This is a genomic window from Paenibacillus sp. 4624 (assembly GCF_050435065.1).
Lineage (GTDB): Bacteria > Bacillota > Bacilli > Paenibacillales > Paenibacillaceae > Paenibacillus > Paenibacillus amylolyticus_D.
In genome coordinates this window covers 1-16,393 of record NZ_JBNDJR010000011.1, presented here as the reverse complement: position 1 = coordinate 16,393, position 16,393 = coordinate 1, and the positions used below count along the sequence as shown (strand labels likewise).

General features: G+C 39.0%; 4 protein-coding genes. All 4 read left to right on the top strand.

The features are described 5' to 3' along the window. Positions 1–5 precede the first annotated feature (5 nt). Entirely contained in the window at positions 6–1,043 is a 1,038-nt protein-coding gene (locus ABIE27_RS22655) for a GntG family PLP-dependent aldolase (RefSeq protein WP_123064609.1), read from the top strand. A gap of 39 nt (positions 1,044–1,082) precedes the next feature. After that, complete coding sequence (locus ABIE27_RS22650) at positions 1,083–2,285, top strand: ACP S-malonyltransferase (RefSeq protein WP_123064608.1); 1,203 nt, start codon at positions 1,083–1,085, stop codon at positions 2,283–2,285. A 27-nt stretch (positions 2,286–2,312) separates the two neighbouring features. Continuing rightward, complete coding sequence (locus tag ABIE27_RS22645; protein WP_429351532.1) at positions 2,313–11,312, top strand: aminotransferase class III-fold pyridoxal phosphate-dependent enzyme; 9,000 nt, start codon at positions 2,313–2,315, stop codon at positions 11,310–11,312. A gap of 31 nt (positions 11,313–11,343) precedes the next feature. Then, positions 11,344–16,393: amino acid adenylation domain-containing protein (locus tag ABIE27_RS22640; protein ID WP_429351531.1), on the top strand; the 5,050-nt coding region annotated here is incomplete at its 3' end.

The following is a 16,393-nucleotide window of genomic DNA, read 5'->3' as shown; positions in this document are numbered from 1 at the left end:
AGAATATGATTGAATTTAGAAGTGATACCTTTACCCTGCCTACATCAAGGATGATGGAAGCGATACAAACTGCAGCTCTCGGAGACGATGTGTACGGTGAAGATCCTACAGTCAAAGAACTGGAGGAGAAGACTGCTTTAATCTTAGGAAAAGAAGCTTCCATATTGATGCCTAGTGGTACTATGGCAAATTTGTCATCGATTATGGCACATTGTGTGAGGGGGTCAAAAATCCTTGTAGGGGATGAAAGTGATATCTATATCTATGAAGCTGCAGGGGCATCCGTATGTGGCGGTATTATGTACGAAAAAATTCCCACCATGTCCGATGGAACACTTCGTATCCAAGACTTGGAAGAAACGTTTCCTAAGGATGTAGACGATCCTCAATTCGCGCTTCCATCCCTAATTTGTATTGAAAACTCGCATAATCGAATGGGGGGAAAGGTTTTGCCCCTATCGTATCTTGAAGAGTTGAAAGCTTTTTCGATCAAGAAAAAGATACCAATCCATATGGATGGAGCAAGACTATTTAACGCAGCAATTTCATTAGGAGTAGCACCAAGAGAAATTACAAAATTTGCAGATACAGTACAAATTTGTTTATCTAAAGGATTATCTTCTCCGATCGGTTCTATGGTTGCCGGTTCAAAAGAGTTTATCAATAAAGTGTACCGAATTCGAAAAATGTTGGGAGGAGGTATGAGGCAAGCAGGAATCATAGCAGCTCCTGCGTTAATTGCGTTAGATGAATACATGGACAGATTAACTGTGGATCATGAACATGCGAGGATGTTGGTCGAAGGCTTGGCCAGTATACCTGGAGTGATCTTAGAAGCGGAAAACGTTGATACTAATATTGTCTTCTTTCGTGTTGACGCATCTAAACTCACAACAGAGATTTTTATCGAAGAAGCGACAAAAAGGGGATTAAATTTAGCAGAACTAGGCACGAACAGAATACGAATGGTTACTCATTCAGGGATCAACTCTACGGATATCAAAAAAGCGCTTAAAATCATACATTCTATATTGGCAGGATAAAACGTAGGAAATAGATTTCTAGGAAAGAGGGAGGATACGATGTCAGTAGCTTTAATTTTCCCAGGTCAAGGCTCTCAATATATAGGTATGGGAAAGGAACTGTGCTCATCATTTTCCCTGGCGAACCAGACACTTGATGAGGCAAGTGAAATCATCAAGATGGATATAACAAAATGCTGGAGGCCGGATTATAACCTGGATAATACTCGGGATGCACAACCCATGATTCTTGCTGTCAGCATTGCAGCATTTCGAGTTTTTCATCAAGAAATCGGATGGAGTCCCTCTGTAGCTGCTGGTCACAGTTTAGGAGAATATGCCGCTCTGGTAAGCAGTGGATGCATCTCTTTCAAAGAAGCTTTAAACATTGTAAAAGTACGAGGCGAATTAATGCAAGCAGCTGCAGAACAATTTCCTGGGCGAATGATTGCGGTGATGCATTCCGATGACTCAGATTTAGAAGAAATTTATGATCGTACAAAGAAACTTTGGAAAAATTTAACTCTCGCATGTCATAATTCAAAATCAAATAAGGTTTTTTCAGGAACGATCGAAGCTACAGAGATGTTTATAGACCATCTTAAAGATAAAAATATCCACTATAAAGTGATTAATAACTCAGGCGCATTTCATAACGATACGATGCAAAATGCGGCGAATAATATGTTTGATGTATTAAGTAATATAAAAGTGAACAAAGGGAATTTCCCAGTTCTATCAAATATAGACGCTCTTCCTCATACGGTGAATACGTTGAAAAAAATGCTTGTTCTACAAATTACCAAACCAGTCCGTTGGAAGGAAACAATGGATAATATAATTAAATATGGTGCGAAAGCATTTGTCGAAATCGGTCCGAGGAAAGTGCTGGGTAATATGATAGATGATGATAAGAAACATTTCCCATATGTATCCTTTTGTACAAGTAAAGACGTTGATCAGGTGAAAATGATGATGGAAAATCAGAATGATCATTTTGGGAGGACTAGACCTGATTTTTCTTCTATTAATCAATTACTAGATCACAGTGTGGTGATGAAAAACTATAACTCTTCTGATGCGAATTATAATGAAATTCATAAAATCTATCAAAAGATAAATGATTTGAAGAACAATGATCCCCTTAATTCAAATCGTGATAGACAAATTATCCAATATATATTGAAGGTATTTGCTTTGAAAAATATTCCTTCGGAAGAACAAGAGAACTTCAAAAATAAATGGCTGAGAGAATATGCATAAAATAAAATTCCAGTGGGAGTTGTTGAAATGAATTTTCCTACTTCTTTAATAGAGGCTTTTAAAAGAGTTAGTGAGATCGAAGATCGCGGTATTAACTTCATCAATGGGGACAGCGATACAACATTCATTTCTTATAAACAACTGTATTTCGAAGCACTTCATACGTTGGACTTCCTCAATAGCAAAGGGGTAAGCGTTGATGATGAATTGGTTCTTTATTTCGAAGAGAAGGACATGAACAGATTTGTAACCTACTACTGGGCATGTATTCTTGGAGGTATCATTCCTGTTCCCTTGGCGACAGGAAATAATAACGAGCATAGAAAAAAATTATTCGAGGTCTGGGTGACTCTCAAAAATCCGTACATAATCACAGATCAATCGATATGGGACAGACTATTGTCCAAATCGGTTATTGATCCGTATACTCTGAGCATGCATGAGAGGGTGTTGTTTTATGAGCACAAAGATTCAAGAGCTCATGAGCCACATCATTCTGGTATATCCCGAACAAGCGAAGAAATTGCGTTTATTCAATTCTCTTCTGGATCAACAGGGACACCTAAAGGTGTCGTTTTAACCCATCAGAATTTAATGTATAACATCAGAGATATTACGACCCAATTAGGTATTACAGCAAAAGATTCGACGTTATCATGGATGCCGTTAACACATGATATGGGATTAATCGTATATCATCTCTTGCCCTTAGTTAGTGGCCTGAATCAGCATCTGATTGCTACTTCGACGTTTATTCGCCGTCCTATGTTATGGATGAAAAAAATTAGCGATCATAAAATAACCTTTACAGGATCTCCTAATTTTGGTTTAAAGTATTTGTTTTCAAAATTCAAAAAAGAAAATGCAGAGCATTGGGATCTCTCAAGTTTAAGAATTATTCTAAATGGAGCGGAGCCGATAGCGCATCAAGTTAGTATGAATTTTATGCAATGTTTAGCCCCGTATCAGTTGAGAGCAGACGCTATGTTTGCAGCGTATGGACTAGCTGAAGCCTCGGTGGGAGTTTCAGCAGGGAAATTAACGTCCGAGCCGTTGTTACTTCATAGAAAATTACTAACTATCGGTAACGCAATACATGTAACTGACGATCAAGAAGAAGGCTTATCAGTGGTTCATGTGGGCACTGTTTTTGAGAACTGCGATTTACGGATCACAGATGATAACGATGTTGTAGTCCCCGATCGGTTCTACGGACATGTTCAAATAAAAGGAAAAAATGTGACCCAGGGTTACTATCATAATGAGGAAGCTACCGCCAAACTCAAAACGTTAGATGGCTGGACTAGAACAGGGGATTTGGGATTTTTTGTAGATAGGAAATTGTATGTGATTGGAAGATATAAAGATATTATTTTTGTTAATGGTCAGAATGTATACCCACATGATATAGAAAGAGTCGCTGAAGGATTCGAGAATATTGAGCTCGGGAAAGTGGCTGCATGTGGTGTTTACGACACAACGACAAATGAAGATCAAATCATTCTTTTCGTGGTGCATAAAGATTCTTCCAAAGATTTCTCAGCATATGCTGCACGATTAAAGGGCTATATCAATGAACAGACCGGATGGAAAATTACAGATGTGGTACCTGTTCGGCAGTTACCTAAAACGACCAGTGGGAAAGTGCAGCGATACAAATTAGCTGACGAATACTCTAGTGGTATGTACAAATCCCAATCTGTACCCAGCAATGAAGCAGTCGATGAGGAAACTCGAGCAGCCAAAAAAAGTCCCAAAGAACAAGTTGAAGAATTCGAAAATAAACTTGTAAAGATTTTTAAAGATGTATTGTCGATCCATGATGTAAACAAACATGATCGTTTCTTTGAAATAGGAGCAACTTCTATCCAATTAACGGAAATTGCTACTCAAGTAGAAGATGAATTGAACATCGTTATTCCGACATCTGACTTTTTCTCGTATCCAACGATTAATCAGTTAGCGAATTACCTCTTAGGTACTGAAAGTCAGGAAATAGATGTTAAATCGAAAACAAAGCGACAAAAGGAAGTTAATGACCTCCCGCACTTTAAGAAAAGTGATATTGCGATCATTGGAATGTCAGGTGAGTTTGCTGGAGCGGCTGATTTAGATGAATATTGGAGAATAGTTGCTACAGGGCAAGATGCGATCGGTCCATTGAGTGAGGAGAGAGCTAAGGATGCGCGTCAGTTCATTAATAGAAAGAACAACGATTTCACATTTGTTGAGGGAGGATTTCTCAAAGAAATCGATAAATTTGATTATTCATTTTTTGGAATGACACCCAAAGAAGCAGAACTTATGGACCCTAATCAACGATTATTTTTACAAACGGCCTGGCACACCCTTGAAAATGCGGGATATGGAGGAGGACAGCTATCCGGACGTCAAGTCGGTGTCTTTGTTGGGGCGTCAAAAATCGGCCAAACCTATGAGCAATTAGTAATGGAAGGTGATAACGCCTCCATAGCACAATATGCTGTTGGTAACCTTTCTTCCATCATATCAGGTCGAATTTCATATTTACTGAATTTTAAAGGGCCAGCAATAACAATCGACACGGCCTGCTCTTCTTCACTAGTAGCTGTGCATATGGCATGTGAAAGCATTATACGAGGCGAGAGTGAACTGGCTATTGCTGGAGGTGTAAGGACACTTCTCCTCCCAATCAAGTCAGGGATTGGTATGGAGTCCTCAGACGATCGAGCTAGAAGCTTCGATGATGATTCAGATGGTACGGGAACTGGAGAAGGAGTAGCCTCTATTTTGTTAAAGTCGTTGGAGCAAGCCGTTGCGGATGGGGACTATATCCACGCAGTGATCAAAGGAAGTGCAATTAATCAGGACGGAGCAACCGTAGGTATGACCGCTCCTAATACAGAATCTCAGACCAATCTTATTTTAAAAGCGTGGCAGAACGCTGAGATTGAACCAGAGACCATTTCATATATTGAAACGCATGGTACAGGTACTCCTTTAGGTGATCCTATAGAGATTAACGCGATAAGTCATGCGTTCCAGAAACATACTTCCAACAAACAGTTCTGTGGAATTGGATCAGTCAAGGCCAACATTGGACATCTTTATGAAGCAGCGGGTATTGCCAGTCTAATTAAAACCATCCTTTGTTTGCAGCATACAGAAATACCGCCACTAACCCATTTTAAAAAACCTAACCGGAACATTCATTTCTTGGGTACTCCATTGTACGTTCCGACAAATTTAACAAATTGGCAAACGAATAACATCCCTAGACGCAGTGGAGTAAGTTCGTTTGGGTTCAGTGGTACGAATTGTCATGTTGTTTTGGAAGAATACAACCGCCTGGAGCAGCCTGTTCCCACTGAAGTAGACGACTATCAATTATTTACCTTGTCAGCTAAGACTCATGACTCGTTGTACGAATTGGTGAAAAAATACACGGAATTTCTTTGGTGTAATGTTAATTACACACTAAAAGAAATTTGTTATACGGCTAATATAGGTAGAACTCATTTCCCACTGCGGATCGGTATTGTCGCGCGCACACTTGAAGAGTTGAGATCGAAACTAACAGAAGTTCTAATTGCAGGAGGACTCATTCCAAAAGAACATGTGGATGAGCAATCACTTATTCAGGATTTTTCTAAACAAGCAAGCGAGATCTTAGGCAAATATGACACCCGGACTCCAATAAACAAAAAAGATATAGAAATCTTACGTGAATGCTATATCCAAGGTGCAAATTTCGACTTGTCTAAAGGAGATTCCAAACCAAACAAAGTGCCGCTGCCTGTGTATCCGTTCATGAAAAAGAGATGCTGGGTAGAACGAACTGAAACTTCAAGAGAGAAGATGGTTCGTAATGAGGCCGTGGTGGAGGAGGATCGAAGTGTGAAAAAAACATTAAAAAATACTGCGGATCATAGAGAGCTTCTTAAAGATATATTTCAAAAAATAACTGGATTCTCCAGGGATGAGATCAACACAGACTCCCATTTCTTAGAGATGGGTATCGACTCTATTATGTTGAATCAAGTCAAAATCAGTATCATGAAACAATTCTCAGTAGATATTCCCGTAAATTTGTTATTTGAATCCGTTACTAGTTTGAACAAGTTAAATAAATATATTATGGAGCATGCTCCATTGATGGAATCAGATGATGTTCAACACTCAAAAGAAGCATCTCAAATCATAACTCCGAAAAATGTTATTAGATCAGCACCGGCAAGTCGCTCAACTGATTCAAGCTTCTTAAGTATTATGGAACAGCAAATTAATCTGTTAAATAATCACCAGAAAAATTTAAATGAGATTTTCACTCAACAATTAGATCTAATGAGAATGGAACAGGGTGGTGCTGTAGAACAGGTTTCAACATCTGTTTCGATGAACAGCAACAGTGATCGCGGAGAAATAAGCATTGAACATATTAAGGAGCATAGAGATACTACGCTTCATGCTGATCTGCAACCCAAACAAAAGGTATTTGTACCATTCCAACCTATTGTTATTCGTTCCGAAAGTGGTCTGTCTAAAGAGCAGCAGCACTTTATGGATTCTTTCATCGAAGAATATACCAAGAAAACAAAGCAGTCTAAAAAATATACACAGACTTATAGAAAAGTACATGCTAATAATCGTAATGCCTCAGGTTTTCGTTCATATATGAAAGAAATGGTATACCCCGTGATTGCAGAAAAATCAATGGGTTCGAGACTATGGGATCTGGATGGTAATGAATACATTGATCTTACGATGGGGTTTGGCGTGAATTTGTTTGGTCATAATCCCTCATTTATAACAGATGAGTTGAAAATTGAAATTAGCAGCCAACCCGCTCCTCTTGGGCCTATGTCTAATATAGCTGGTCAGGTATCCGAGCTAATACGAGAGATAACAGGATGTGAAAGGGTTGCTTTCTATAATTCTGGAACTGAAGCGATTATGGTGGCTATCCGATTGGCTAGAGCACAGAGTGGACGTTCCAAAATAGTGCTATTCTCTGGATCATATCATGGAACCTTTGACGGAGTTCTTGGCGTTGCCGATATGAATGCAGATGATGGAGAGGCGTTGCCGATGGCCCCGGGTATCCCTGAAAGTTACTTAAAGGATGTTCTCATCCTAAACTATAATAGCCCCCATGCGTTAGAAGTTTTAGAGCGATATAAAGATGAAATTGCTGCAGTGGTAGTAGAACCAATCCAGAGCCGCAGACCCGATCTACAACCTAAGGCCTTTATCCAAGAGATAAGAACCTTAACAGAGCAGTCTGGTATAGCCTTGATTTTTGATGAAGTTATCACGGGTTTTCGGATTGATATTAGGGGGTCCCAAGGATGGTATGATATCGAAGCTGATATCGCTGTCTATGGAAAAGTTGTTGGTGGTGGGATGCCAATCGGTGTCGTTGCGGGAAAATCAAAATATTTGGATGCAGTAGATGGAGGATATTGGGAATTTGGGGATGATTCCTATCCGCCTCATGCTGAGATCAAAACATTTGTAGGCGGGACATTCTGTACTCATCCGATAACAATGAAGGCGGCATTGAAAACGTTAGAGTACTTAAAGGACAGAGGGCCGGGTCTGCAAAGGGAATTAAACGAACGCACCAATAAACTTATGCATACCTTGAACGAGTTCTTTAAACAAGAAAACGTTCCTATTCATATGGTCAACTGTGGATCACTCTTCAGGTTTGTATCGTTTGTGGATATTGAACTGTTCTATTATCTAATGATCAAAAACGGCGTATACATTTGGGAGGGGCGTAACTGCTTTTTATCAACAGCACATACTGAAGAGGATATAAATAAAATTGTGCGAGCTGTATATATGAGTATATATGAGCTAAAAAGAAATACGTTCTTTCAACACCAGCCTGACCTAGACAGTCCACTAAGGGAAGTGGAAAAAACAAGTGAAGTTTACCCCGTTACAAGTGAACAAAAACAATTATGGTTTGCATCCAAAGCAAGGCAGCACCAGTCTGCTGCGTTTACTGAACGAGTAGCTCTGGAATTGAAGGGTTCTATAGATGTGGAGAAGTTAACGAAGGCCCTCCAGACCATCACGGGTAGACATGAAGCGCTTCGAACCGTTATAGACCACAGTGGAGAGCAACAAATGGTCTTAACAGATAAAAATGTAGAGATTAATACCACAGATCTTACAGCAGACCTAAGAACAGCGAAAGATCTCGTATTTAAGGAATGGATGGCTAAAGAGAGTGAGAACCAGATGGAACTTAGTCCAGACTCTACGCTGACGAAATACCACTTGCTTAAAATGGAAAAAAATTATCATATTTTTGTTATGTCTTTTCATCATATTATTGCCGATGGCTGGTCCATTTCTGTCGTTGTAGACGAACTTCATAAGTTGTATAGCGCGTATTGCAGCCATGAACATGATCTTATTGAATTACCTGCGCCGGGTCAATTTAGAGAATATCTAGATTGGCGTGAGAAGCAGTTTAATACTTTAGAACATACAAAGGCAGTACAGTATTGGAAATCAATTTTTGCAGAACCGGTTAAGAATATTGTCATTCCGTCGATTACCGAAGACATGTTAAAGAGAGAATTTCAGGGTAAAAGGATTCATTTCAAATTGGAAAAATCGGTAACTGACAAACTCAGAAAATTGAGTATTCACTCTCAGAACAGTCTTTTTGTTACTTTATTTGCTGTATATAAAGTCTTTGTCCATCGTTTAACAGGCTATTCAAAACTTGTTATAGGTATCCCTGTGTCTGGTCAGGCACAAATGCAAAATTACAATTTGATTGGGAATTGCGCAAGCGTTCTACCGGTGGTCAGTAAAGTAAACAAGGGAGGCTCTTTTAGGGATTATTTAGCATCCCTCAAAGAAGCGATAAAGGAACTAGAAGACGTGAAGAAGTTCCCATTCTCTATGTTTATTGACTCATTAAACTTTAATCATGTACCTGAATTAAATGTTTTATTTAACATGGACAGGCCGATTTCAAAAACAAAATTGCATGATCTGGATGTTAAACTCATTCCAACTCCAATTCAGTACTCCAAATATGATCTCTTCATGAATGTGATGGACGTAAACGGAGAGCTTTGGTGTGAATTAGATGTAAATACACAGCTTGTTCAGGAGCATGAGATAGATCTGTGGGTGAGTTATTTTAATGAACTTGTTTCCAAAATCACGGAAAACGAAGATTCGCATTTAGAAAACATTATCATTGACCACGAGTTAGAGCACAGGATGAAGGCGTTAGTTTCTAAGGAGCACACGTTAAATAGCTGCATATCACAACAGGATGATTCCGTTCAAGCAGTTGAATCAAACTCGGAAAATATATCGATTACTGAAGAAAAATTAACTGCAATTTGGAAAGAGATTTTATCCATTAGAAAGATTGGAGTACACGATAGTTTTTTTGAACTCGGGGGGAATTCATTACAAGCCACAACGATTTTCTCTCGAATTCATAAAGAATTTAATATATCTATTCCTTTAAGTGAATTGTTTATTTCTACAACCATTCGTGCAATGAGTAGATATATTGAAAACTGCGAAGGCTCCGATCGAACAGAATATACACCTATCCCTAGTAGAGATATACTTTTGGCGGAAAATGAAAATAAATTACTTGAACCCCATTGTTATCCTCTCTCGAACGCTCAAGAAAGAGTGTGGTTTAGGGCACAGTTTACTGGGCATGCATACGGCGACGTATATCTGTATGAATTTAAAAATGGATTGCATATCGAGATTTTTCAGCAGGCTGTAAACATCTTAATTGAGCGGCATGAAATCATGAGAACCACAATTTCCGAAGTAGGTGGAGTATTCTATCAAAAAGTTCATCATCTTTTGAAGGTTCCCTTTGAGTACGCAGATCTGGCTCATTATTCAGATGAGGAACAGCGTGAGCGTATTGCTGAAGACGCACAGAGACAGAAAATTACAGAATTTGATTTAACCGTGGAATCCTTTTACCGTATGAAATTATATCATTTAGCTGATCAACAATTTATATTTTTGCTATCAGTACATCATATTGGTCATGATGGCTGGTCCCATTATGCCTTTTTGAATGACTTGTTCAAAATATATTCCTCTTTAATTCGAGGAGAAGATCCTCATAAAATAGCTCAACCTCGTCAATATGCAGATTTTTCGTTATGGCAGCATAAGCAAATTACAACTAAACGAGTTGAGAAACAGAGGGAATATTGGAAAGAAAAGTTGCAGAGATCTGCCCCTGTCCTTCAATTGCCAGGCGATTCTGAGGAGAAGATAAAAGAACAGGAAACGATCTCAGAGATATGCAGATACACCCTCACACCCGAATTGACTAAAAAAATATATGATTTAAACGTTTCAAGTGGGAGAACTACCAATTTTATTACAGTCCTCGCTGCTTTGAAAATCTGGATGGCTCATGTAACGGATGAAACTCTCATAACGATAGGATCGACTCTTTCTGGCCGTACACATCCAGACTTGGAAGGCATGATCGGTTTATGCATTAATCCGGTTGCTATGCGTACTGAGTTATCTGGAAATCCAACAATGCAAGATGTTCTACAAAGAGTCGCAGATACATGTGTTGGAGCATACACGAACCAAGAGTATCCTTTTGATTTGGTTATGCAGGATCAGTATGTTATGCATGACCAGATTAAGTCGTTATACTCCGTATGTCTGATCGGACAAAATGCCCATACGACGAAACTTCAGAACGATGAGATTGATATTCGATTCTGCAACTTGGATGAGTTTCAGACCAAGGGAATGGATATCACGGTTGGTAATTATGAAATGGATCACAATGAAAAAACAAAATTAGATTTGTTGATTTATTTGTTTGATAATGATGATCAACTCTTGTTTGAAATCTATTATAACCACACTAAATTTTGTACAGATACGATCCAGAATTTTTTTGAGCAGATGGAGCAAGTTCTCGATCAAATGGTGAATTCCCCGAGCATGAGGTTATCACAAGTTAAGTTAAATGATGATACGTTGTTGCAGGAACTGTTCAACTAAAAAATTTACCGGCAGAGGGTGTATCTATTTCATGAACTATCTATCGAAAGAAAATGTTTCAGAAGTTCTGGAATTATCTCACATTCAAAAAGAGTATTTACAACAACATGCTGTAAACCAGCTTGTATTCGAACTCCCCTTGAATATAGACAGAAGCCAAATCCAAAGGACATGGGATACATTGGTTGAAGATTCACCTGCACTACGAACCATTTTTCGTTCTTTAAAAAATAGAACGGTACAAGTTGTACTCAAATCGATACCTATTGAATTGCATTGGATGGATAGAGAGGCTGTATCTTTGGCAGATCAACAGGTTGAGATTGAACTTGTTGCAAAAGAGTACAGAGGTGAGTTTCTTATAAGCGAAGAACCCTTGCATAGAGTAGCTATCCTTACCTTTGGACAAGCGAGAACGGTTTTAATATGGACATTTAATGTTCTCAGCATAGATATGTATAGTTGTGAGCTTTTATTTGACAAATGGATGGTGCAAGCGAAGGCGATTCAAGATAAGGACTTACGTTACGGGGATATAAAAAGTTATCTTCAATGGGAAGCAGAGCAAGATGGGAAGCCTGCTCAGGATTATTGGTCCGATAAGATGGGGCAATACTCCTTTTCAGCTCTCCAAGTGCCTGAGACTCAATCAAGTTCTGAAAACCAAAGTATATATAAAAAAATGAATGCAGACCTTCCGGAAGATCTGGTTGATTTGATTAAAGAGTGTAGCCGTCAACATAACACTTCTTTGAATAGCATAGTGTACTCTGCCTGGTTGCTCGCATTACATGTGTATACAGGAGATGTAAACGTCGCTTGCGGCTCGACTCTGACAGCAGATTTAGAAACATTCCCCACCACCGATGGGATGATAGGGTCATTTAGTCATTCTTTACCTATACAAGTCAGATTGGACTCCAGTCAGAAGTGTATCGATGTAATTCAAGATGTGGAATACCAATTGAAATCGATAAGAACTTTCGGTAGTACAACAGTTACGATGGTCAAAAATAATACTTCTTCTCAACAGGACAGATTGTTATTTGATACAAATTTAACGATTAATCATGACCGATCTATAGAGAAATCACATGGTGTTTTGTTTAAGGAGAGCCAGTCCTTTTTGGAAATCTTCATTACCATGGGGACGAAATGGAATATTGAATTTCATAATTCAAGCGGAGCATCACTGGAACAACTAGAACATATCATGCTTCATTTTCAAACCATCCTGAGAAGTGTGGTTGTAGGAATGAATCATTGTCTTGATACGTTAACTTTACTGCCAGAGACTGAGCGTAAACGCTTAGTGCATGACTTTAATCAAAGTAATATTGCTCCGTTTTCAGTTAGCCATACGGTAAATGAGATTATTGAAGAGCAAGTAAGAAGATATCCAGATAAAATTGCGGTCGTATGTAATGAGAAGTCACTGACATATCAGGAGATAAACGATAGAGCAAACCGATTGGCAGGTTGGCTTCGAGATCAACATCTCAAGCCAGATGATCTAGTAGGCATATGGGCTGATCGAAGTATAGAAATGCTAACAAGTATAGTTGCTGTGATGAAGGCAGGAGGAGCGTATGTACCACTAGATATCTCTTATCCTGATAAGCGTTTGCAGCATATTGTGGAAAATGGAAATATTTCTATTATGCTTATTGATCATCAAGCGAAAAGCCGGTATTTTGATGTTTTTCAGGATTCGAGCGAACGGCCAAAGTTTCTTACCATTCAAACAGTAGTCGAAACCATAGAGGGGGATCATCCCCTTTATCGTTTTCCAACGGATAATTTAAATGTTATTCATACCAACAACAATCTAGCAAATGTGTTTTTTACATCGGGTTCTACAGGTCAGCCCAAAGGAGCCATGATAGAACATGAGGGCATGCTTAACCATTTATATGCCAAAATCAACTTGTTGGGTTTGAATGAAGAGAGTATTGTTGCGCAGAATGCTTCCCACTGCTTTGATATCTCTGTGTGGCAATTTTTAGCCCCTCTTATGGTTGGGGGACAGGTTATTATATATCCAAATGAGGTTGCAATGGATCCTCTCCGTTTGTTGGAATCGGTATGCACATACCAAGTTAATGTACTTGAGATGGTGCCTGCAATTAGTGAATTATTTCTTCAAAGTGCAACAGAGAACCAATTCAAGCTTGAACATCTGCATTATATGATTTCAACAGGAGAAGGCCTTTCGGTTCCATTGTTGCAACGCTGGCAGAGTAGCTACCCGGATGTGAAAGTTGTTAATACATATGGGGCTACTGAATGTTCAGATGATACGTCCCATATCGTTATTGACAAGAATTATCACCATAATGACCATTATGTTGAATTAGGCAAGCCGATCCCCAATATGAAGCATTACGTATTGGATTCATGGAAACGGATGGTTCCTATCGGATGTAACGGCGAAATATATATCAGCGGAATCGGAGTAGGCAGAGGATATTTAAATGACATCGAACGTACAGGTGCTGCCTTTTTTAGTTATAAACTGCACGGAGAGGATATGCAAAAATTTTATAAAACGGGAGACTTGGGAAGATATACGCCAGAAGGCAGGCTTATGTTTATTTCAAGAAGTGATTTTCAAGTCAAAATTAGAGGCTTGCGCATTGAATTAGGTGAGATTGAGTCGGTGTTACTGAAACATGATGAGGTAAGACAAGTCATTGTGGTTGCCGAAGCAAGGGATCATGGGGAACATGAGATTGCAGCGTATCTTGTTTTAAACTCCAATATTAGTGAAAAAGAATTAAGAGACTACATGGGAGCATTATTACCCGTCTATATGATACCGCAACGAATGATGATACTGGAGGAAATGCCTCTTAACCAAAATGGAAAAATTGATAGGAAAGCCTTGCCTCTCATTGGGGATAACTCATTTTCGGAGGAACATTATGTTGCCCCGGAGGGATATTGGGAAAATACGGTTACAAAAATATGGTTCGATGTATTGGGTCTAGAAAGAATCAGCGTTGAGGCACCCTTCTTCTCATTGGGTGGAAACTCACTAAAAACGATTCAAGTTCGCTCGCGTTTTAAACAACATTTAGGGATTGATGTATCAATTAAGTCTCTTTTTGAACATCAGACGATCCGGAAGCTTGCTATCTTTCTTAATCAAACTTCCACCACTGAGGGTCATGAGCAACAAAGCATAGAGAAACTAGAGCCAGCTACATCCTATGCGATGTCGAACGCGCAACATCGGCTCTACTTTTTAAATTTGTTAGAACCACACAATCATTCATATAATATGTTAGTTTCTTTAGATTTTAAAAGGGAAATGAACCAAGCTATTTTCCAAAAAGCGGTTGTAGCCTTGGTAGATAAACATGAATCGCTTCGCACAACCTTTGTGCTCAACGATGGGGTTCCGGCTCAACGGATTACTGCCCAAGCGAACATAGAGGTGAAGTTCGAAGACATCTCAGGACTGAATCAGACTGCTCAGATGAAGAAGATTGATCAAATTGAACGCGAAGAGAAGAGCTTTTCATTTGATTTAGAACAAGGACCTTTATTCAAAGTACAAGTCACCGAAGTGTCCGTTAATCATTTTATTATTTGGATGAGTATGCACCATATCATAAGTGATTACTGGTCTTGGCAGATTATCGTTAAGGACTTAATGGAGTTGTATGAGTCTTATGAAAAGAATAATAAGTTCCCTTCTGTAAAGAATGCAACTGTGTACCATTATAAAGAATATGCGAATTGGCAGAATAAGCGATTTGAAAATGGAGAATTGCAAGGTATGAGAACCTACTGGCTTAATCAATTGACAGGGGAACTACCTACTTTAAATATGCCTATTGACTACGCAAGTTCGGTTACTTCCAATTTTAGCGCTAGTCAGGTAGACGGCTTTATTCCTAACGCTCAACTAGAGAAATTTAAAAAAATGTCATTACAACATAACACTAGTTTATTTGTGACCCTTTTATCTCTATATGGTGTGTTACTAACTAGGCTTAGCCAACAGAAGGATTTGATTATTGGCACACCAGAGGCGGGAAGACATCAAATGCAATTTGAAGACGTTGTGGGATTTTTCGTAAATAATTTAATCCTTCGAATGAACTTTGAAGGTGATCCGTCATTTTTGGATGTATTAAAGAAAAATAGAGATATGACAATAGAGGCTTATTCAAACAGTGAATATCCTTTTAATTTATTGGTTGAGGATCTGAAATTAGAGCGGGATTTTAATCGACCTACACTATACAATAGTCAATTTCAACTTATCCCATTAGAAGATGGTCTTCTGACGGATCAAATGAACATCCAATTACGTTCGACTAAAAATTATTACATGGATGTAGATCTCTCTTTATTGGCAACTGAGGTCAAGGAGGGACTCAAACTAGAGTTGCAATATAGAACGGATATCTTTAATGAAGCTACGGTAAGTCGATGGATGAATTATTTTACACATATCGTTGAATTTGTTTTGACAACTCCAACGACCAAAATTGATCATATTCCTTTAGTTACTGGTGAAGAACGAGATCTACAGCTTTATCAATGGAATCAAACTGAGCGAAAAAATTCAGGCAGGTATACTGCAATCCGGCGTTTTGAAGAGATGGTTGAGCACTATCCAAGCCGCATTGCGGTAGAGCATCATCAGGAGCAGTTTAGTTATCAGGAACTTGCCCAAAAAGTCGATCAGTGTGCGTCTGCTTTGTGTGCCAAAGGTATGAACCGAGGATCAAAGGTAGCTGTCAGTATGCGGAACTCTGCTAATCTGGTTGTATCACTTCTGGCTATCTGGAAAACCGGGGCTGCCTATGTGCCTCTAGATCCGTATTTCCCGCAAGAACGTTTAGCGTATATGTTGGCCGATTCGGACGCCCAGTTGTTACTTGTTGATAATACAACATCGGGAACGTGGGAATCCCATGACATTCCAAGCTTGAATGTACAGACTCGGTTGGCATCATCCGCGATGACCGAAGGGAGTGCCATCGTGGATCGTTCTGAGCCAGAAGGATTAGCCTATATTTTGTACACATCAGGTTCGACAGGGAAACCTAAGGGTGTGGAGATTT